This window comes from Brevibacterium sp. MGP-B1, assembly GCF_057766545.1.
The window spans coordinates 459,529-477,888 of record NZ_CM173407.1 but is presented as its reverse complement, the minus strand read 5'-3'; the positions used below and the strand labels follow the sequence as shown (position 1 = coordinate 477,888).

Genomic DNA, 18,360 nt, shown 5'->3' with positions numbered 1-18,360 from the left:
CGCAATACCGTCTCGAGGAGTTCGCGAATACAGAAACTTTCCCATCGGATTCGTCATCCTGATGAGGGAGTTGATCGGTAGCGGGAGGGGGACTCGATCCCCCGACCTCACGATTCCAATCTGGTCGAAACCAGAGCGGACATGAAAGACCATGAAAGCATATGAAATGACCGCTTGACCAGGAACGATGCACGAGAAAAGCACGAGTCCCCCGACAATGCGAGTCTCGCCGACTTCCACCCAAAGCGCATCGTAAACGCATCTTCCTCCTCATCAGCAGGCACTTCCGAACCTATCGTCGCAACCGTCTAATCCTGCACCATGAACTCGTCCCGCCATGCCTGAATGCGCTCCTCGAGCTCGTCGAGCCCCGGCCCACCGGGCGTGTAGGCGAGTTCAGCTGCTTCCCGCGCTGTGCCCTCTTGGATGCGGAAGAACGCCTCCGCGAGTGGCTTTGCTGCCCGCTTGATTGCTTCTTCGTAGGTGGTCATGTTTGCCTCCTTCGGCGCTCGTGAATAGAGTCCAAGGACGCCTCTGGGTCTCGGCTAGGAGTGCGCTCGGACAGTCGTGCTCGTGAACAGGGTCTACCGTCACCCCTTGATTGCCGAGAACATCGTTGCCTGAGACGCTAGGACGCTCAGCCGACCGAATTCAGTCCTGAGTCGTCAAGAGCAAAACGACTTCGACCAGGGCAAATGCTAGTCTCAAACCGAGCTTTGCTTACCGTGTAATCATGACAGCGACGGACCTGCAACGGAGCGACCTTGCCAACTCCAACGAAGAAGATCACTGAACTACTCCAACGCCCAGAAGTCACGACCGATCTCCTCCAGATCGTCAAATCTGTCGTCGCGGCAACGGCAGCATGGTGGCTGTCAAACGCAATACTCGACTCGGCGATGCCTTTCCTCGCGCCATGGACTGCACTGCTCACCGTCCACGCGACGGTCTACCGATCACTTTCGCGAGGCGCCCAGTCAACAGTGGCCTCTGCAATCGGCGTGGGCTTGTCCTTCCTGATTGGCAACTACCTCGGAGTCAGCCTGTGGACGTTCGCCCTGGCGCTCTTTGTTGGTCTTCTCGGAGCCAGGGTGACATGGATCCGAGACGAGGGGATCGCCATCGCCACCACCGCGATTTTCATCCTCGGAAGCGGATTCGACAGTCAGCAGCCCCTCCTTCTAGAACGAATCATTGAGATCGCGCTGGGCGTCGCTGTCGGGCTCGCCGTCAACTTGATCATCATTCCCCCGATCCGGGACCGGCAGGCCTCTCGCTACGTCGACAGTATCAATCGGCGCATGGGCGACGTCCTGACCAGCATGTCCGACGAGTTCAGCGACTCCTGGGACACAGACCGCGCCGATGAGTGGTTCCGCGAGACCGAGTCCATGAGCGACGAGCTCAACACAGCATGGCAGTCCGTTCGCTTCGCAAGGGAAAGCAGGCGAGCAAACCCGAGAGGCGATTTGAGGAAGTCGCTTAATCCTCGGGTTCGCAACCAAGCACAGTCTCAGGCGGAGGAAACGAGCTACGAGAATATCCTGCAGCGGGTCGATGAAGGGATCTCGCATCTGAGGAATCTGACGCGCACGCTCCGCGACGCGACGTACGCCGAGGGCGAGTGGGATGACAGCTTTCGCCGCGAGTGGGGAAACATTGTCAAAGATGCCGGGCGCTCGATCAGCGATCCCGATTCTGACGTTGAACCCGTGCATGAACGCCTCGACTCACTGGCGAGAGCCCTCTCCGATGACCAGCATCTCCCGACCGCTTCGTGGCCCCTCTACGGGGCGTTGATCACGAGCATGCGTCATATTGCTGTTGTCGTCGATGACGTTGCCTCTGCCAGAGAAGCTCGAGAGCCGAACAAGGGTTGAAGATGTGCCTGTTGCGAAGATCGTCGGAAGACTCTAAACCCCTCTTGCAGCAGTCTGACCAGCAGTTTAGAGTCTTTTTCATTCAGTGCTTTGACAATTCCACAGAAGGAGTGTGTCTCGTGTACACCATGCTCAACAACCAGGAACAGTCGAAATTCGACCTGTACCTGCCCGGGAAACTCGTTGCATCGCTGCATTACAAGATCGACGACGAAGTCAACGAAGTCATGTTCGTCTACTGCGAGGCGATCGAGGACACCGACAAGGACGCTCACTGCCAGGAGATTATGAAACGAGCTCTGGAAGATGCTCGCGGCCGGTGGCTAAAGGTGAACGTGACATGCCCAATCGCGCTCAAGTATATGGAGCAGAACGCAACTGAGAACTGACAGGCTTCCCCTCCCACCACACATCATCCGGCGGCAACCACGCCCCGATCGCCTGGACTCGTCGATCTTTGATCTCAACGAATATCGCACCATCGAAACCGAGTCGCGTCGCGGTGCCGTCGAGCCATACTTCACCGTCGCGCTCGAACATGACATGAGCACGCACCGGCACGGGCGGACGGCTCTGGAAGGAACCGCGGGCGCCGGCGTCGTTGCGGATCTTCTGCCAGTACCGCCAGGTAGCTGTGCCGTAGTCCTCATATTCGATCATGTGTTCTATTATGCATCCGCCATACTCCACCCACAGCCAAATGCCGAACCGGACACGAGCGCACGCGACCCGAGCTAGCACCGACTTCCCACCGAAAGCATCGACGCCAGCAGTACGCAACAGAACCATGTTGAACCAGTGACGCGGACTTGGATATAGTCAAACTCGGAAACTATCGCCGAACCACCTGAAATCTCAGGAAGAAAGGAATGGTGGCCCTCGTGGCCTGCTTCTAGTCCTGCTGCCCTAGAATCACCCGAACTCCGCATTCACAGCCGGTCGGGTGATAGGTGACCTGTGCCTAAACACAGTCGACCTAGCCTCCACCCATTCCCTGTTGCCGTAGCTGATAGCCAAGCTAACCATTCTCAGTTAGCCACTCGCGTTCACCGGTCATGCTTGGTGCGAACAAAGCCCGCCAGCACCCCCAAAGAGCTGCCCGCAAGAATGCGCGAAGGCTAAACTGCACCGGCTTCACGGCTAATCAACTTCAGGCAACTACTGAAATCAGAGAAAGCCAGTCATGCAGCAACTCAATGCCACCCAGATTAAGAAGTCCTTTATCAACACCTCTCGCCGCGAAGTGGAAAAGATCACACTGCCACCCAATCTCGCTGAGATCGAGTGGGCCGAGCTCGACTACTTTGGTTGGGCTGATGCGAAAATTCCTCAACGGGCCTATATAGTCGTCCCCGTAGACGACGTCCCACGCGGACTGATGCTCAGGGCAGTGCCCATGGCGAAGTCCCAAGCGATGTGCAGTTGGTGCGAGGACTTGCACGAGACCACCGGCGTACGGATGTTCACAGCGAAGAAGGCCGGGCCTTCGGGACGAAACGGCAATTCGCTCGGGACGCTCATACACGGCAATTTCGAGTGCTCCGAGATCGTCAGGAATCCTCCACGCGCAGTCGAAGGTCACAATGACTTCGAAGCCCATGTGTCAATGCGCGTCGACAAACTGAACGAGCGTGCCACCAGCTTCGTCAAGAGAGTGCTAGGCGAAAAGTAGCCCCCACTCGGGCCCGTCAAACCACGGCGATCCCACCATGAAACAACGTAGGCCCCCGCCGTAACCACGGTGGGGGCCTACATTGCATCCGCTACCCTATTGCCATGCCCTCAACGATGCGCCCAGCATGAGCACCTGTGCCGCAGTGTGGTGTGACCGAGATGAGTCGCCCCGGGGATAATAGAGGCGGGGAGATTGGAAGAGGGAGATTCTCTCTTGCCATTGAAATATACCGACGAACTCAAGGCTCGCGCCGTCGAACTCGTCATTCATGCTCAGGCCGATCCGGAGACGGCGGACGGGGCAATCACCCGTGTCGCCGGCGAGCTCGGTCTGAGCAAAGAGACCCTGCGAGTCTGGGTCCGTAAGCACAAAGACTCCGGCAAGGCCACACCGACTGAGTCAGTCGATTTGGAAGCGGAGAACCGTCGGCTGCGGGCGGAGTTGGCTGAAGCGAAGCGGGCCAACGAGATCTTGAAGAGAGCGTCGGCTTTCTTCGCGGCGGAGCTCGACCGCCCATCGAAGTGATTGTCGTCTTCATCGACGACAATCGTCACGAGTTCGGAGTCGAGCCAATCGTACGCGCCCTGTCCGGGAATGCGGCACGGATTGCTGTGAGCTCGTATTACGCGTTCAAGAAACGCGAACCATCGGCCAGGGCCAGCCGAGACCAGGCGCTGATGGTCGTCATCCAGGATGTCTATGAGGCGAACTACTCGTGTTACGGGGTGCGGAAGATGTGGAAGGCGATCAACCGCGAGTACGCCGATCAGTTCGGCCCGGTGGCCCGCTGCACGGTGGAGCGGTTGATGCGCCAGTTAGGCATCGACGGTATTCGACGCTGGAGGAAGCGCCCGAAGACGGCTTCGGCTAGGGCTGAGGAGTGTCCGGATGATCTTGTCGAGCGTGAGTTCGCAGCACCGGCACCCAATTGTCTATGGGTCGCGGACATCACCTATGTTCCGACGACTGCTGGGTGGGTATACACGACGTTCATCCTCGATGTCTTCCACAGGGAGATCGTCGGCTGGCAGGTGACGAACCACATGCGGGAGTCCCTGGCCAGGGACGCTCTGACGATGGCTCTCGCTGCGAAATATCGGGCCGGTGAAGACGTTTCCGGGCTGGTGCACCACTCGGATCGCGGAGCGCAATTCCGATCGATTCGCTATGGCGAGACCCTGGCGGAATCCGAGGTCGTGGCGTCGGTGGGGTCGCGTGGGATTCGTACGACAACGCCATGGCCGAGGCGCTGAACTCGGTCTACAAGGCCGAACTCATCGACCGGAAGGGGTGGTCGGGGTTGATCGAGGTGATGGCGGAGACGTCGAAGTGGGTGGCTTGGTACAACCAGTCCAGGTTGCATTCAGCGATTAACTACCGACCGCCCGTCGAGGTCCATTCCGAATGGATCAACCAGTCCGGGACAGAACCCGCGGCTGCTTAGGAAACCAAGAATAGGAGCCTCTACGAAACCCGGGGCTTGACATCTCCCCAATTAAGCCGAAGGCGGGGCAGGTGCGAGCCATGACTCAAGCTGAGGTGGTAGCGCTGCGCAATGCGGCCCGACAGGGGGAGGCGACCCCACATAAGTCATTCAGGCCGTACCGGCGCGACATCCTCGACAGTATCGACGTCATGCTCGGCACCGGCGTTTGCACCGGCGAACTGCTCGGCATTCGATGGCAGGACATCGACCTCGACGTGGAAGTGCCGACAGTGTCAGTCATGGGCACCGTAACACAGGCGAATGGCCAAGGCGTGGTTTGGAAACCGGCGCCGAAGTCGGAGACCTCGAAACGGACCCTCTACCTCCCGTCGATTGCGGCGGAGGCGTTGCGGAGGAAGGCCGCGGAGCGCGAGTTCCTTCCCGAATCGGAGGCAGTGTTCGCGTCCGAGGTGGGGACGTGGCGGAACCCGTCGGCGTACCGTGTTCACTTCCGGCAAGTGCGGAAGATCGCGGAACTAGATTGGGTGACGCCGAAGACGATCCGCAAGACCGTCGCGACGACGATATACAGTTCGGACGGCCTCGACAATGCGTCTCAGCAGCTCGGGCATTCGGAGGTGGGAGTGACTGCGAAGCACTATGTGCAGAAGCTCAGTATTGGGCCGCAGGGCGTGGTTGGGGTGCTCGACGAATGGTTTCAAAGCGCATCGTAACCGCATAGATGTCGGGAATCGGGCAGAAAAATAGCCCCTCACCGGGACTCAATCCCTGGTGAGGGGCTTATCGGTAGCGGGAGGGGGACTCGATCCCCCGACCTCACGATTATGAGTCGTGCGCTCTAACCAGCTGAGCTACCCCGCCCCAGCACCGCATTCTAGGCGGCACGAGAGCCCCGAAAGGGAATCGAACCCTTGACCTTCTCCTTACCATGGAGATGCTCTGCCGACTGAGCTATCGGGGCAACAGGTAAGAATTTACACGGGTTCGCTCGCTCTGGGCAAATCGGATTTCAGTGACGTCACTCACACGCCCTGGAATCGGAGGCGAAAACGTCCACCGATCCCTACCCCGCATCGGTGCCATTAGCGAAAGCATCTATTTCACCGGGTCGAATCGCCCGGCCAGGAATCCCTGCAGTCGACCCGGATGGTTCGTGATGATCCCATCGACCTCGGCACCGAGGAGTTCCCGCCATTCGTTCATCTCATCGGCAGTCCAGACGAAAACGCCGAGGTCGTTGTCCATGATCTCTGTGACGACCGATTTGCGCATCGAGAATCCCTTGTACGAAGGATTGATCGCCACCGCCCCGAGTTCGCGAGCGACCTCGATGTCCTCGGGCTTGGGAACCATGCGCAGAAGGAAGCGAGCGACCATCGGCAGCAAGTCCCGACAGGTCTCCAGCGTCTCGATGTTGAACGACTGGACGATCATCCGGTCGGCAATCCCGGTTTCGACCACCAGTTCGGAGATCCTCGCCACCGCACCCGATGACCACTCCCCTTTGAGCTCAAGGAGGAGTTCCCCGCCTCGGTGCTGGATATCCCTCATCACGGCCGACAGGGTCGGGATGCGCACTCCGTTGAATCCGGGGCCCATCCACGAACCGGCGTCGACGAACGACAGCTCTTCGGCGGTGAGATTGACGACGGGACCTCTGCGATTCGTGGTTCGGTCCAGATCCGGATCGTGGAGGATCACGGGAACACCGTCGGCGCTGGTCGAGGTGTCGACCTCGATGAAGTCGACCCCCAGGGCGCGCGCCGCGTCGACCGCGGCGAGGCTGTTCTCGGGCACAACAGCCGAATAGCCGCGGTGCGCGATCACCAGTGGGCGACTTCCGGATCCGGGGCGCTCGACGATGCCCCGTTCGTGGAGGAACTGCAGAAAACTCATGGCTTCAGCCTATGCCCTGAGCCCTCATTCCACTGCCTGCACGACGTCAGAAGTCCCAACTATCGGAAACTCCGGTCGAATCCCCCACAGACCGATTCTGAACGGATAGGTTGTGGGAAGCATCACACTCCCAACTCGAAGGGCACACCATGGAAGCTATCTACGCTGCCGCTATCGTCCTCGCCTTCATCGCGCTCGGTGAGCTGGTCTCGATCTGGTCGAAGGCGCGTGTCCCCAGCCTTCTGGTTGCGATGCTCGGGATCTTCATCTTCGCCAAGATCGGCGTAGTCCCAGAAACCGTCATCGATGACTCCCTGCTGCTTCAGGCCTACTCGTTCCTCGTCGCGCCGCTGCTCTTCCATATGGGGTCACTCATCCCCCTGCGTGTGATGCTCAAGCAATGGCGTTCGGTCATCATCGCAGTCTCGGGCATGCTCGTGGCGGTGCTGCTCATCCTGGCTGTCGTGGCCCCGCTCTTCGGTTTCGAGACCTTCGTGGCCGGTTCCGGCCCCTTGGCCGGCGGCATCGTCGCCACCAGCTTGACGACGGAAGGGCTGACGGCGCACGGTGCCGCCTCGTCGATCATCGTTCTTCCCGCGCTTGTTCTGATGCTCCAGTCACTGCCCTCGATGCCGTTGACGAACTACTTTCTGCGTCGTTATGCAAAGAAGCTGCGCGACAGCGGAGAACTTCAGGAACTCGCTCGCGCCCACAAGGAAGAGGAAGAGGAGGCAGCCAAGAAGAAGAAACTCGTCAACCTTCCCGACTTCCTCGTCGACAATCAGCTGTTCATGCTCTTCCTCATTCTCGTCGGCGGATCGGCAGCGACACTTCTGGCGGTCCCCACCCATATTCCGTCGTCGATCCTCGCCCTGTTCCTCGGCATTCTCGCCACTGCGGTGGGATTGTCCCCCGATAAGGCCATGGAACGGTCGAACTCATTCGGCATCGCCATGGCCGGCGTCATCGCCATCGTCATGGCCCCGCTTGTGACCGCCTCGGTGCAGGACGTCATCAACGCATTCGTCCCCACCATCACGATCCTCATCGTCGGCGGCGCCGGCATCGTCCTCGGCGGATTCGTCGCCACAAAGCTTCTGCGCTGGAAGTCTGGACTGGGAGTGTCAGTGGCACTGACGGCGATGTACGGCTTCCCTGCCGACTATCTGCTCACCAACGAGGTAGCACGCTCCATTGCCCGTGACGACGACGAAAAGGAAGCGCTGCTCAATGTCATGCTCCCGCCGATGCTCGTCGGCGGATTCACCTCGGTCAGCGCCGGGTCCGTCGTCATTGCCAGTGTCCTCGTCAGTATGCTCTGACCCCGACCGGCCCCAATCCCCGCCAGTTCCAGGCCCTCGGCACACCCCGGGCTCTCATACGAAAGGACCCCATGCACGATCTCATCGCACAAGGACAGACCCTGCTCCCTGAGCTCCAGAACTTGCGGCGTTCCCTCCACGCGGACCCGGAGATCGGTCTCGACCTGCCCCGCACGCAGGCGGTGGTCCTGGCCGCCCTGTCCGGCCTCGACCTCGAGGTGACCACGGGTGAGGGCGCCACCTCGGTGATCGCCGTTCTGCGCGGAACCCATCCGAACAGACCGGCCGACGCTCCAGCGGTGCTGCTGCGCGGAGACATGGACGCCCTTCCAGTGACAGAGGAGACGGATGAGCCCTTCGCCTCGACGAACGGATGCATGCACGCCTGCGGCCACGACCTGCACACAGCCGGACTCGTCGGAGTCGCGCAACTCCTTCACGCTCTGCGCGACCGGCTTGCCGGGGACATCGTCTTCATGTTCCAGCCCGGGGAAGAGGGCTGGAACGGAGCGTCGGTGATGATCGACGAAGGCGTGCTCGACGCAGCCGGGACGCGGGTGATCGCTGCATTCGGGGCGCATGTGCTCCCCGGTCCGCGCGGCGTGGTCGCCACCCGGCCGGGCACCCTCCAAGCGGGTTCGAACACACTGCGGGTGACGATCCACGGACGCGGCGGTCACGGTTCCCAACCGCAGACCGCCGTCGATCCGGTGCCGGCGCTGGCCGAACTAGTCACGGCCCTGCAGAATATGGTCAGCCGCCGCATCGACGCCTTCGACCCCATCGCGCTGTCAGTGACCCAGTTGAGCGCCTCGGACGCGATCAACGTCATCCCCGCCTCGGCCACCTTGGGTGCGACTGTGCGCACACTGTCGGACTCATCACTCGACATCGTCCGCACCCGCTCGAAGCAGCTTGCCGACGGCATCGCCGCCGCCCATGGATGCAGCGCCGAAGTGGACTTCGATGTCCAGTACCCGGTCACGGTCAACGACGATGACGAGACCGCATGGGCCATGGAAGAACTCCGAGTCCTTCTCGGCGAGGATCGGGTGAAGCTCCTCGAACAGCCGATCATGCCGAGTGAGGACTTCTCCTTCGTCTTAGCCGCGGTGCCGGGCACGTATCTCATGCTCGGCGCCGAGCGCACGGACGTTCCAGCAGAGCGCCAGGGCAACAACCACTCCCCCTTCGTCATCTTCGACGATTCGGTTCTCGGCGATCAAGCGGCGCTTCTTGCTCACCTCGCGATCGAACGACTGGCGAAGGCGACGCGAATGTCATAGCCGCGCGGGGGAAGCACGACGCTGTGCGGCTGCCGGCGAACAACACGCTTGCGGGCCCGCACTCCCCCGCCGCAGCGATGCAACTGATCTGACACATCGTCGCCACCCGCCAAGGCGCGAACCCACCTACCGTAGACACTGTGAACACTTCGATCCCCCGCCACCGTGATCTCACCCTCGACCTCGCCCGCGTCTTCTGTGTGCTCGTCGTCGTGTTCGTCCACCTCCTGCTCGTCGGGGTCGGCCGCAACCCGGACGGCTCACCTTTCATCTTCAACCCGGTCTCCGGCGAGCGCTGGTTCGCCCCGGCCACCTGGATCGCCGAGATCATGCCGATGTTCTTCGTCGTCGGTGGATTCGCAGCCAAGGTCGGCTGGGAATCTGCACAACGTCGCGGCGAATCGGCTTCGACCTTCGTCCGCACCCGCTTGCGACGCCTCGCGCTTCCGGCGCTGCCGCTATTCATCGTCCTCACCGCCGCTCTCACCGCCGTCCTAGTCCTCGGCGTCGACCCGGACTTGGCCGATGCCATCGCCGTCCCCGTCGGTTCCGTCCTGTGGTTCCTCGCCGCGTACGCTCTCGCCCAGGCCTTGGCACCCTGGATGATTCGCTGGCACGAACGCAATCCGTGGCTGGCCCTCGTCGTCCTCTTCGCCGGAGCGTTCTTCGTCGACGTCGTCCGCCTCGTCGTCGGCATCCAAAGCCTCGGACTCGATCGGATCCCCGCCGACGGCTACGGCATCGGCGACGAACTCTTCGGACTGCCCAACGTTGGCTTCGTCTGGCTCTTCGCCCAGCAGATCGGCTTCTGCCTGCGCGACGGCTGGTTCTCCCGTCTCCGCTGGTGGAACCTCGTCATGATCGTCGCCGGATTCGCCTGCCTGGGACTGCTCGTCATCCTCGGGGAGTACTCGGCGTCCATGCTCACGAACCAATGGCCGCCGACCCTGCCGCTGGCCGTCCTCGCCGTCATCCAAGCCGCCCTGCTGACCCTGCTCCACCGACCGCTGACAGCGATCATGGACCGTCGCTTCGCCCAGGCCATCGTGTTCTTCCTCGGCAGCCGACTCATGTCCGTCTACCTATGGCACGTGCCGGCGATCGTCCTGCTCACCGGAGTCCAGCTGCTGTGGCTGCCGATGCCCGATCCCGGCACCGGAGCCTGGTGGCTGACGCGTCCGGTCTTCGTCATCGCCGTCCTGCTCGTCGTGTGGGCGATCTCGACGATCACGAAACGTTGGGAGAGCCCCCGCCCGGTTCTCTCCCCGAGGTGGCCCTCCGATGTCGTCACCGTCACCGCCGTTGCTCTCTTCGTCGTCCAATCCCTGGCGATCTCGAGCTACGGACTCGACCTTCCACTGGCCATCCTCGGCTTGGTGTGCACCACGATCACCGTCAACCTCACTGAAGACAGCGCCACCGCTCGTTCCCGCATCAGTGACGGAAATGATGCCACCATCGCCGAGGTGAACCCACCGATTCCGGAGCGGCGGGCTGGTCCCCCGGTTCCGCCTCGGTGACGGTGTCGTTCTTCTTCGCATTCCGACGCCGCCGCCATGCGGTTATCTCCTTCTCCACATCGCGGGGCGGAGTGAACACGGGCGGGCCGTCGCGCAGATCCATCACGGCCTCGCGCACCCGGGCGTTGAAGCCGGCGAGGTAGTCGCGGACCTCGGACTCGGTGGAGAAAGCGTCGACCGTGTCTTCGAGGACGGCGTTCTCCTTGCGCAGCTGAAACGCCGCCGGAGCGACGCCGTTGATGCCTTCGGTATCCATCTTCTGCTTGATCCACCAATCAGGATCAGATGAGCTGTGCAACCCGGACAACGGCTTGCCCAGACCCGGCAGATCATCGAAATCACCGCGCTTGATGGCTCGGTCGAGAGCGGATTCGACGACAGCGTTTCGGTCCTCGAGCGAATTCAGACGCCGAGGCGACTGCGTGTCATCCGTGTCATCGCTCATCGGTTCGCCCTCCTCAGCGGAGCATTTCCACCCTGTCCTCACACGGTAGGCGTCGGCCGGGCGCCGGGCAAGGGAAAGCGCGGAAAACGAGAAAAGCTCCGTGACCTCTCGGTCACGGAGCTTCTCCGTTCTGCGTGGCAGATATAGGATTCGAACCTATGAAGGCAATGCCGGCTGATTTACAGTCAGCTCCCTTTGGCCGCTCGGGCAATCTGCCGCAGGTGGCGCTCGATGAGCACCTGAAAAGAATACAAGGCTCGGACCCGAATCTCCAACTCGGTAGACGCAGATCACAGTTCGGGGCCTCGACTAGACTCGGGGGCAACAGCCACGCCCGTTTCCGACGGGCATCAACGATCGCAGACAAAGGAGCATTCATGGCCAGCGAATCCTCATTCGACATCGTCAGCAAGGTCGACCGCCAGGAAGCCGACAACGCACTCAACCAGGCCGCGAAGGAGATCAACTCCCGCTATGACTTCCGCGGCACCGATGCGTCGATCGCCTGGAGCGGCGAAGCCGTGCAGCTGAAAGCCAACAGCGAGGACCGGGTCAAGGCCATTCTCGACGTCTTCCAGTCGAAGCTGGTCAAGCGCGGAATCTCTCTGAAGTCCCTGGAAGACGGCGAACCGTACCCCTCCGGCAAGGAGTACCGCATCGATGCGTCCCTCAAGGAGGGCATCGACAAGGACAATGCGAAGAAGATCTCGAAGATCATCCGCGACGAGGGCCCCAAGGGCGTCAAAGCCCAGATCCAGGGCGACGAGCTGCGCGTGAGCTCGAAGAAGCGTGACGACCTGCAGGAAGTCATCGCTCTGCTCAAGGAACAGGACCTCGACGTCGACCTGCAGTTCACGAACTACCGCTGATCGACAGCGCACCACGCCGGCCCGGTCCGCACTGCTGAGTGCGGACCGGGCCGGTATCGTATTCGCCCGTAACGCTGTGACCCGAAAGAGGCCGGTCAGTGTTCGGGGAGCTCGAGCGGGATGTAGTACAGACCTTTCGAGTCTTCTTCAACGCTGGCCCGGAGGCGATCGTCGAGGTGGATGAAATCGTTGACCTTGATGGTGCCCTTCTGGCCGCTGAGGCGACGGATGGCGAAGGCTGGGATGAGCCCCTGCCGTCCCGAACCGTCGACGGCGAGCGCGTATTTCGGGCCGGTCGCGCGGACCCGGACGTCGATGCCCGTGTCCTGTTCCCGCAGTTCGTCGAGTTCGACGACGGGTTCCGGGTTCGTCAGCGCGGTGAGCTCGACGGCCAGGGTATCGGCCATGTCATCGACGGTCGCGAGCATGTTCGCCATGGCACGGGCGAATTCGCCGTGCAGCTTGCTCGGCTTCATCGCAGCGCCGGGTTTGTACATGTCCTCGTGGGTCAGTTCGCTCCAGGCGTCCTGGAGCCGGGTCTTGACCTGGATCTCGGCGAAGACAGGCGGCCCCTGGTCGGAAGGAATGCGCAGGATGACGTGGCAGGCGCGGTACCCGCTGGCCTTCGGCGGGTCCGTATAGTCTTTCCACTCGATGAGTTCGAAGGCGCCCAGCTGCTCGGGATCGCGCAGCGCGGCGAACATCATCGACTGATCGCGCGGTGATTTGCACAGCACCTTGACGCCGACGATGTCGCGGATCTGGTCTTCGACATCCTCGGTGGAGGTGATCGTCAGATCCGGATCGCCGTCGGTCTTCTCCGTCAACTTCGCCAGGGTCCGTGCCGCGTCCTTGATCCGATGGCCGTCGACGTCGAGGCGGGAGATGTCCTTGTCCTTGAGCAGGCCCTTCTGCTGTTCGGTCAGCCAGTGTTTGATCCGCACCGCCGCCGTCTGCCAGGCGTTGAGCCGTTCGACATAGGCACGTTCGACGATCGTCTTGAGCTGCGATTCGTTTCTCACGCGGTCTCCCCTGCCGGCCTTCGGTGCAATGGTCCACGCTCGCTGGTGCGATCTGCTGCACGCGGGCATGACTTGGTGTGCGCTGGCGTGATCTGGACGTCTCCGACTCTACGTGGTGAAAGCATCAGGCACCGGCAGCGACTCGTCTCCCCGTTGCAACGAGGCGAGAAGTCACTGCCGGTGCCAGATGACCCCAGGAGTGGAGGAAATGTCGCGAAATGCTCCGCAGGCTCAGCTGCCTGCGGACGGCTGGCCGACGGATTCGGCGGTGACGTGTCCACGCGCCTCGGCGAGCATGGCTTCACGGGTGGCGAGCTTGATGCGCTCACGGCCCTCGACCTCGCCGGCCGCCTTCTCAGCGGCCTCGACGCGGTGGTAGCCCTCCCAATCGGCAAAGTCGACGCCCTTGGATTCGAGGAGCTCGATGATGGCCGATTCGTCCGGGTACACCGGCTCGGTGAGCACACCGGCGGCACGGTCGTCGAGGATGTGGCCGATGGTCTCGAGCGCATCGCCCTTTGTGTGGCCGATGAGTCCGACGGGTCCGCGCTTGATCCACCCGGTGGTGTACACGCCCTGAACGACATCGGCTTCGGCGGCCGTGGTCTGATCATCGGAGTCGACGACGCGACCCTCGTGGTTCGGGATCACACGCTTGCGATCGTCGAAGGGCAGCTGCGGCAGCTGAGTGCCCGCATAGCCGACGGCACGGTAGACGGCATCGAGCTCCCAATCGTGGAAGCTGCCGGTGCCGTTGACTCCGCCGGAACCGTCGAGTTCCATGCGTTCGGTGCGCAGCCCCGTCACCTTGTCCTCGCCGAGGATGGCGACCGGTGAGTGCAGGAAGTGCAGGTGGAGACGCCGCTTCGCTCCGGTGGGTTCGCGCATGGTGAAGTCCGTGAGCGTCTTCGCGACCTGCTTGGTCTGGTTGCTCGACTCGATCGCCTGCATCGACCCTTCGTCGAACTCGAAGTCCTCCGGGTAGACGATGAGGTCGACGTCCTTGACGGCGCCGAGTTCGCGCAGCTCCAGCGGCGTGAACTTCGCCTGAGCCGGTCCGCGACGGCCGAAGATGTGGACATCGGTGACCTTCGAGGACTTCAGCCCCTCGTACACGTGATCGGGGATCTCCGTGGTGTGCATATCGTCGGCCTGCTTCGCCAGCACGCGGGCGACGTCGAGGGCGACATTGCCGTTGCCGATGACGGCGACGCGTTCGGCGTCCAACGGCCAGGACTGCGGGACGTCGGGATGCGAGTCGTACCAGTTGACGAAGTCCGCGGCGCCGTAGGATCCGGGCAGATCGATGCCGGGCAGATCGAGGGCGGCGTCGACGAAGCAGCCGGTGGAGAAGATCACCGAATCATAGCGGTCGGTGAGCTCTTCGAGGTGGAGGTCGACTCCGTACTCGACATTGGAGAACAGGCGGATGTCGCCTCGGTCGAGGACCTTGATCAGGGCGTTGATGATGCCCTTGATCCGCGGGTGGTCGGGAGCGACGCCGTAGCGGACGAGCCCGAAGGGAGTCGGCAGACGATCGAAGAGGTCGATGCTCAGATCGAAATCACGCTCCGCCTTTGTCATGAGATCGGCCGCGTAGATCCCAGCAGGACCGGCGCCGACGATGGCCACCCGGAAGGGACGAGTCATTCTCACACCTCTCTATTCAGTCCCACCGAGTCTATCGTCAATGTAGGTCATCCTTACAATGACGTGACCAAACTCGCATCACCGCCGCCCGGTCGGCAGACTGCACCCCTCGCCGCCCTGCCATCTCACCGGCGATCCCGCCGGCTCCCTCGAACCCAGCCCTCACTAGACTGAAGCATGTGAGCCAGAACCCTGCCCCCGATGAGAGCGCAATTCGCCGTGCCGGCCTGATCAACGGATTCTCCGCCTACCTGCTGTGGGGTGTGATGCCGCTGCTCTTCGCCGCCGCGGCTCCCACCGGCGCCCTCGAACTCGTCTCCCATCGCGTCATCTGGTCGCTGGTCTTCTGCGCCATCCTCCTCGTCTTCACCGGCGGATTCCTGCGCACCTGGCAGATTCTGCGCTCACCACGCCTCTTCGGCCTGCTGCTTCTGGCCTCGGTGCTCATCGCCATCAACTGGACGACGTTCATCTACGGGGTCGAAACCAACCAGCTCGTCGAGATCTCACTCGGCTACTACCTCAATCCGCTCATCTCCATCGGCCTGGGCGTGATCTTCCTCGGTGAGAAGCTGCGCCCGCTGCAGTGGACTGCCGTGGGCTTCGGTCTGCTCGCGGTCATCATCGTCGGCATCGGCCTCGGCCGAGTCCCCTACCTCGCGTTCACCGTCGCCCTGTCCTTCGGCCTCTACGGGCTGGTGAAGAACAAGGTCGGCAGCCGAGTCGGCGCGCTCGAAGGCATGGCCGTCGAAAGTCTCGTCCTCGCTGTTCCCTCGGCGATCTACCTCATCGCCCTCGGCTCGCTGGGACTGCAGACGTTCACCGGCTTCGGCGGCTGGCACGTCTTCGTCATCATCATCACCGGGCCCGCCACCGCGATCCCGCTCATCCTCTTCAGCGCCGCCGCCCGCCGCATCCCGCTGTCCTGGGTGGGCATGCTCCAGTACCTCACTCCGACCATCCAATTCACCCTCGGCGTCACGGTGCTCGGCGAGATGATGTCGACGACCCGCTGGATCGGGTTCTTCGTCATCTGGATCGCCGTGATCCTGCTGTGCACGGACATGATCCGCCACAGCCGGCGCCGCTGACCCCCGACACATCTCTATTGCTACCTGACGGCGGCTCAGCAACCTCGCGCGAGGTTGCTGAGCCGCCGTCAGGTAGTAATTGGGGCGGGTTCCAGGATTACCCGATCGAATCGTCTCCGGCCCTTGACACCACCATTGGCACCATGGTTCATTAGTTAAGTAACTAACCAACCTACATGGAGGCGAATGTGATCGACGACGCCAAACCCCTGTTCACTCAGATCGCCGAGAAGGTCGAGGACTCGATCCTCAACGGCACCCTGCCCGAGCTCTCCCGAGCACCATCGACGAACGAGCTCGCGACCTTCTACTCCATCAATCCGGCTACCGCCGCCAAAGGCATCAACCGACTCGTCGACAAAGGTGTGCTGGAGAAGCGCCGCGGCATCGGAATGTTCGTCACCGAGGGGGCCCGCGCTCTGCTCATCAACGAACACCGAACCACCTTCTCCGAGAACTTCATCAGCCCCCTGCTGAACGAGGCCAATCGCCTCGGGCTGGGGTCGAAGGACGTGATCGCGCTCATCGAAGAGCGCTCCCGAGAACTCCACCTGACCACCGCACTCGATCCGACCGCAGCGAAGGGATGACCCATGAACTCCGTCGTCGAGGTCCGCCGCCTCACCAAGACGTATAAGACCACCACCGCCCTCGACGATGTCAGCCTGAGCATCGACGAGGATTCGATCTACGGCCTGCTCGGACGCAACGGCGCTGGCAAGACCACCCTCATGTCCATCCTCACGGCCCAGAACTTCGCGACCAGCGGCGACGTCGAGGTCTTCGGGGAGGACCCGTACGAGAACGCCCGCGTACTCAATCGCATGTGCTTCGTCCGTGAGAGCCAGAAGTATCCGGACGACTCGAATGCCCGGCATGCTCTGACCAACGCCCGCCTGTTCTTCCCCCACTGGGATCAGGACTTCGCCGACCAACTCGTCTCGGACTTCGATCTGCCGCTGAAGACGCCGATCAAGAAGCTCTCCCGCGGTCAGCAGTCGGCCGTCGGAGTCATCATCGGCCTCGCCTCCCGGGCCGAGATCACGTTCTTCGATGAGCCCTACCTCGGCTTCGACGCCGTTGCCCGGCAGACTTTCTACGACCGTCTCATCGCCGACTACGCCGAGCACCCGCGCACCATCGTGCTCTCGAGCCATCTCATCGACGAGGTCGCCGATCTCATCGAGAAGGTCATCGTCATCGACCGCGGCCGGATCATCATGGATGAGACCACCGAGGAGGTCCGCAGTCGCGCGGTCAACGTCGTCGGGGATGCCGACTCGATCAATCGGCTCGTCGCCGGTCGCGAAGTCATCCACCGCGAATCACTCGGCCGAGTCGCCTCGGTGACGATGCTCGGCCACCTCAGCAATGCCGATCGCGAACTCATCGCCGACGCCAACCTCGACCTCACTCCCGTCTCCCTGCAGCAGCTCGTCGTCCGCAGCACTCAGACGGACCTCGCCGAGTCATCGGCAGCGGAGACCGACTCAAGGAGCCTGCAATCATGACCGCCGTCATCGACCACCCGCCCGGAGCCCGCACGTCGCGACCGAAGAACCGGATCCTCGGCGTCGTCCGTCTGCAGTTCACGAACACGCAGACCTTCGTCTGGGTGCCTCTGCTCATTCTTGTCGCCGCGTGGCTCATCACGCTCATCATCCACTGGATCATCGCCTCCGCAGGCGTGGACTCCCAGATGTACAGCGGAGGTTCGCAAGCGCCGCTGTGGTACTTCGCCGTCGTCGGTGCACAGGCGGTGAATCTCACGTTCTACTTCTCCCAGGCGATGAGCCTCACCCGACGGGAGTTCTGCCTCGGCTCCCTCACGGCGGCTGCGATCAGCGCCGCGGGCATCTCCGCAGTCTTCGTCGTCCTGGGACTCATCGAACAGGCCACCGACGGTTACGGCTTAGGCGGCTACTTCGCCTACCTGCCGTGGGTGTGGGAACACGGCCCACTCGGTGCCGGGTTCGTCTACTTCGTGCTCACAATGCTGTGCTTCGTCCTCGGCTTCTGGTTTGCGATCTTCTACAAACGCGCCGGCGCTCTCATCCTCACAATCTCCCTCACCGTCATCGCCTTGGCTCTGCTGGCCGGAGCCGCGTGGATCAACGTCAATCGGGCCTGGCCAGAAGTGTGGGCAGCGATCGTGGATGCGCAGGCGATCGGCCTGGCCCTGTGGGCGCTGGGGCTGACCGCGGTCTTCGCCCTGGGCTCGTACCTCACCCTGCGTCGCCTGACGACGTAGTCCGCC

The 18,360-nt window shown here is 62.2% G+C and carries 21 protein-coding genes, 3 tRNA genes and 1 other annotated feature; of the genes, 15 read left to right on the top strand and 9 right to left on the bottom strand.

Annotated features, from left to right (window positions below):
- Nucleotides 1-308 precede the first annotated feature (308 nt).
- The gene (locus AC3CD9_RS02165) at nucleotides 309-491 is read right to left on the bottom strand and encodes a hypothetical protein (RefSeq protein WP_181271796.1); all 183 of its coding nucleotides are present in this window, start codon (nucleotides 489-491) and stop codon (nucleotides 309-311) included.
- Nucleotides 492-764: 273 nt separating this feature from the next.
- Here AC3CD9_RS02165 and AC3CD9_RS02160 point away from each other — a divergent pair, with 273 nt between their 5' ends.
- Nucleotides 765-1,880 carry an FUSC family protein gene (locus AC3CD9_RS02160; protein ID WP_181271797.1) on the top strand — a complete coding sequence of 372 codons (1,116 nt, stop codon included), beginning with the start codon at nucleotides 765-767 and terminating at the stop codon, nucleotides 1,878-1,880.
- Between the two features lie 119 nt (nucleotides 1,881-1,999).
- Nucleotides 2,000-2,269 carry a GNAT family protein gene (locus AC3CD9_RS02155; protein WP_181271798.1) on the top strand — a complete coding sequence of 90 codons (270 nt, stop codon included), beginning with the start codon at nucleotides 2,000-2,002 and terminating at the stop codon, nucleotides 2,267-2,269.
- Here the strand turns inward: AC3CD9_RS02155 and AC3CD9_RS02150 are convergent.
- Nucleotides 2,235-2,540: a hypothetical protein gene (locus AC3CD9_RS02150; RefSeq protein WP_181271799.1), complete on the bottom strand. Its 306-nt coding sequence runs from the start codon at nucleotides 2,538-2,540 to the stop codon at nucleotides 2,235-2,237. The two genes, AC3CD9_RS02155 and AC3CD9_RS02150, sit on opposite strands and share 35 nt — an antisense overlap.
- A gap of 523 nt (nucleotides 2,541-3,063) precedes the next feature.
- On the opposite strand from AC3CD9_RS02150, the gene AC3CD9_RS02145 reads away from it, so the two are divergent.
- The 5 genes from AC3CD9_RS02145 (at nucleotide 3,064) to AC3CD9_RS02125 (ending at nucleotide 5,715) form a co-directional block, all read left to right on the top strand.
- Entirely contained in the window at nucleotides 3,064-3,552 is a 489-nt protein-coding gene (locus AC3CD9_RS02145) for an FBP domain-containing protein (RefSeq protein ID WP_139907991.1), read from the top strand.
- Nucleotides 3,553-3,768: 216 nt separating this feature from the next.
- The gene (locus AC3CD9_RS02140; RefSeq protein ID WP_434594402.1) at nucleotides 3,769-4,080 is read left to right on the top strand and encodes a transposase; all 312 of its coding nucleotides are present in this window, start codon (nucleotides 3,769-3,771) and stop codon (nucleotides 4,078-4,080) included.
- Nucleotides 4,041-4,169: a sequence feature (AL1L pseudoknot), on the top strand. It overlaps the preceding gene by 40 nt.
- Nucleotides 4,077-4,808 carry an IS3 family transposase gene (locus AC3CD9_RS02135; protein WP_434594399.1) on the top strand — a complete coding sequence of 244 codons (732 nt, stop codon included), beginning with the start codon at nucleotides 4,077-4,079 and terminating at the stop codon, nucleotides 4,806-4,808. It overlaps the preceding feature by 93 nt. The genes AC3CD9_RS02140 and AC3CD9_RS02135 overlap by 4 nt, the downstream gene beginning before the upstream one ends.
- A complete protein-coding gene (locus AC3CD9_RS02130; RefSeq protein ID WP_167194571.1) occupies nucleotides 4,793-4,999 on the top strand; it encodes an integrase core domain-containing protein in 207 nt (68 codons plus the stop codon). Before AC3CD9_RS02135 ends, AC3CD9_RS02130 begins: the two co-directional genes overlap by 16 nt.
- Nucleotides 5,000-5,079: 80 nt before the next feature.
- A complete protein-coding gene (locus AC3CD9_RS02125) occupies nucleotides 5,080-5,715 on the top strand; it encodes a tyrosine-type recombinase/integrase (RefSeq protein WP_488366094.1) in 636 nt (211 codons plus the stop codon).
- 74 nt (nucleotides 5,716-5,789) lie between these two features.
- Here AC3CD9_RS02125 and AC3CD9_RS02120 read toward each other — a convergent pair.
- The 3 genes from AC3CD9_RS02120 to AC3CD9_RS02110 form a co-directional block, all read right to left on the bottom strand.
- A tRNA-Met gene (locus tag AC3CD9_RS02120) sits at nucleotides 5,790-5,863 on the bottom strand.
- 27 nt (nucleotides 5,864-5,890) lie between these two features.
- Nucleotides 5,891-5,963 (bottom strand) — tRNA-Thr (locus tag AC3CD9_RS02115).
- A 134-nt stretch (nucleotides 5,964-6,097) separates the two neighbouring features.
- Nucleotides 6,098-6,898 carry a glycerophosphodiester phosphodiesterase gene (locus AC3CD9_RS02110; RefSeq protein WP_181271802.1) on the bottom strand — a complete coding sequence of 267 codons (801 nt, stop codon included), beginning with the start codon at nucleotides 6,896-6,898 and terminating at the stop codon, nucleotides 6,098-6,100.
- A gap of 149 nt (nucleotides 6,899-7,047) precedes the next feature.
- On the opposite strand from AC3CD9_RS02110, the gene AC3CD9_RS02105 reads away from it, so the two are divergent.
- The 3 genes from AC3CD9_RS02105 to AC3CD9_RS02095 all read left to right on the top strand — a co-directional run bounded on the left by AC3CD9_RS02105 (nucleotide 7,048) and on the right by AC3CD9_RS02095 (nucleotide 11,026).
- Nucleotides 7,048-8,220, top strand: coding sequence for a hypothetical protein (locus tag AC3CD9_RS02105; RefSeq protein WP_488366093.1), 1,173 nt, complete (start codon nucleotides 7,048-7,050; stop codon nucleotides 8,218-8,220).
- A gap of 71 nt (nucleotides 8,221-8,291) precedes the next feature.
- A complete protein-coding gene (locus AC3CD9_RS02100) occupies nucleotides 8,292-9,506 on the top strand; it encodes a M20 metallopeptidase family protein (protein WP_488366092.1) in 1,215 nt (404 codons plus the stop codon).
- Nucleotides 9,507-9,646: 140 nt separating this feature from the next.
- Nucleotides 9,647-11,026, top strand: coding sequence for an acyltransferase family protein (locus tag AC3CD9_RS02095; RefSeq protein WP_488366091.1), 1,380 nt, complete (start codon nucleotides 9,647-9,649; stop codon nucleotides 11,024-11,026).
- On the opposite strand, the gene AC3CD9_RS02090 is transcribed toward AC3CD9_RS02095, so the two are convergent.
- Nucleotides 10,941-11,471 (bottom strand): DnaJ family domain-containing protein, encoded by a 531-nt coding sequence (locus AC3CD9_RS02090; RefSeq protein ID WP_488366090.1) that lies wholly within the window; start codon nucleotides 11,469-11,471, stop codon nucleotides 10,941-10,943. The two genes, AC3CD9_RS02095 and AC3CD9_RS02090, sit on opposite strands and share 86 nt — an antisense overlap.
- A gap of 135 nt (nucleotides 11,472-11,606) precedes the next feature.
- Nucleotides 11,607-11,688: transfer RNA gene (locus AC3CD9_RS02085), tRNA-Tyr, on the bottom strand.
- A gap of 160 nt (nucleotides 11,689-11,848) precedes the next feature.
- Here AC3CD9_RS02085 and AC3CD9_RS02080 point away from each other — a divergent pair.
- Complete coding sequence (locus tag AC3CD9_RS02080) at nucleotides 11,849-12,340, top strand: YajQ family cyclic di-GMP-binding protein (RefSeq protein ID WP_488366089.1); 492 nt, start codon at nucleotides 11,849-11,851, stop codon at nucleotides 12,338-12,340.
- A gap of 95 nt (nucleotides 12,341-12,435) precedes the next feature.
- Here the strand turns inward: AC3CD9_RS02080 and AC3CD9_RS02075 are convergent, their stop codons facing one another.
- On the bottom strand, nucleotides 12,436-13,362 hold the full coding sequence (locus AC3CD9_RS02075; protein WP_488366088.1) for a GTP pyrophosphokinase: 927 nt from the start codon (nucleotides 13,360-13,362) through the stop codon (nucleotides 12,436-12,438).
- Between the two features lie 231 nt (nucleotides 13,363-13,593).
- On the bottom strand, nucleotides 13,594-15,012 hold the full coding sequence (locus tag AC3CD9_RS02070) for an FAD-dependent oxidoreductase (RefSeq protein ID WP_488366087.1): 1,419 nt from the start codon (nucleotides 15,010-15,012) through the stop codon (nucleotides 13,594-13,596).
- Between the two features lie 179 nt (nucleotides 15,013-15,191).
- Between AC3CD9_RS02070 and rarD the strand changes: the two genes are divergently transcribed.
- The 4 genes from rarD to AC3CD9_RS02050 all read left to right on the top strand — a co-directional run bounded on the left by rarD (nucleotide 15,192) and on the right by AC3CD9_RS02050 (nucleotide 18,354).
- The gene (gene rarD, locus AC3CD9_RS02065; RefSeq protein WP_139468592.1) at nucleotides 15,192-16,103 is read left to right on the top strand and encodes an EamA family transporter RarD; all 912 of its coding nucleotides are present in this window, start codon (nucleotides 15,192-15,194) and stop codon (nucleotides 16,101-16,103) included.
- 188 nt (nucleotides 16,104-16,291) lie between these two features.
- Nucleotides 16,292-16,693 carry a GntR family transcriptional regulator gene (locus tag AC3CD9_RS02060; RefSeq protein ID WP_172174274.1) on the top strand — a complete coding sequence of 134 codons (402 nt, stop codon included), beginning with the start codon at nucleotides 16,292-16,294 and terminating at the stop codon, nucleotides 16,691-16,693.
- A gap of 3 nt (nucleotides 16,694-16,696) precedes the next feature.
- On the top strand, nucleotides 16,697-17,614 hold the full coding sequence (locus AC3CD9_RS02055) for an ABC transporter ATP-binding protein (protein WP_488366086.1): 918 nt from the start codon (nucleotides 16,697-16,699) through the stop codon (nucleotides 17,612-17,614).
- Nucleotides 17,611-18,354: a hypothetical protein gene (locus tag AC3CD9_RS02050; protein WP_488366085.1), complete on the top strand. Its 744-nt coding sequence runs from the start codon at nucleotides 17,611-17,613 to the stop codon at nucleotides 18,352-18,354. The genes AC3CD9_RS02055 and AC3CD9_RS02050 overlap by 4 nt, the downstream gene beginning before the upstream one ends.
- Nucleotides 18,355-18,360 lie beyond the last annotated feature (6 nt).

Bases quoted from the DNA above. Each gene is read 5' to 3' on its own strand.
- AC3CD9_RS02165 (WP_181271796.1), bottom strand. From the start codon at position 491: ATGACCACCTACGAAGAAGCAATCAAGCGGGCAGCAAAGCCACTCGCG.
- AC3CD9_RS02150 (WP_181271799.1), bottom strand. From the start codon at position 2,540: ATGATCGAATATGAGGACTACGGCACAGCTACCTGGCGGTACTGGCAG.
- AC3CD9_RS02145 (WP_139907991.1), top strand. From the start codon at position 3,064: ATGCAGCAACTCAATGCCACCCAGATTAAGAAGTCCTTTATCAACACC.
- AC3CD9_RS02130 (WP_167194571.1), top strand. From the start codon at position 4,793: ATGGCCGAGGCGCTGAACTCGGTCTACAAGGCCGAACTCATCGACCGG.
- AC3CD9_RS02125 (WP_488366094.1), top strand. From the start codon at position 5,080: ATGACTCAAGCTGAGGTGGTAGCGCTGCGCAATGCGGCCCGACAGGGG.
- AC3CD9_RS02110 (WP_181271802.1), bottom strand. From the start codon at position 6,898: ATGAGTTTTCTGCAGTTCCTCCACGAACGGGGCATCGTCGAGCGCCCC.
- AC3CD9_RS02105 (WP_488366093.1), top strand. From the start codon at position 7,048: ATGGAAGCTATCTACGCTGCCGCTATCGTCCTCGCCTTCATCGCGCTC.
- AC3CD9_RS02100 (WP_488366092.1), top strand. From the start codon at position 8,292: ATGCACGATCTCATCGCACAAGGACAGACCCTGCTCCCTGAGCTCCAG.
- AC3CD9_RS02090 (WP_488366090.1), bottom strand. From the start codon at position 11,471: ATGAGCGATGACACGGATGACACGCAGTCGCCTCGGCGTCTGAATTCG.
- AC3CD9_RS02080 (WP_488366089.1), top strand. From the start codon at position 11,849: ATGGCCAGCGAATCCTCATTCGACATCGTCAGCAAGGTCGACCGCCAG.
- AC3CD9_RS02070 (WP_488366087.1), bottom strand. From the start codon at position 15,012: ATGACTCGTCCCTTCCGGGTGGCCATCGTCGGCGCCGGTCCTGCTGGG.
- AC3CD9_RS02055 (WP_488366086.1), top strand. From the start codon at position 16,697: ATGAACTCCGTCGTCGAGGTCCGCCGCCTCACCAAGACGTATAAGACC.
- AC3CD9_RS02050 (WP_488366085.1), top strand. From the start codon at position 17,611: ATGACCGCCGTCATCGACCACCCGCCCGGAGCCCGCACGTCGCGACCG.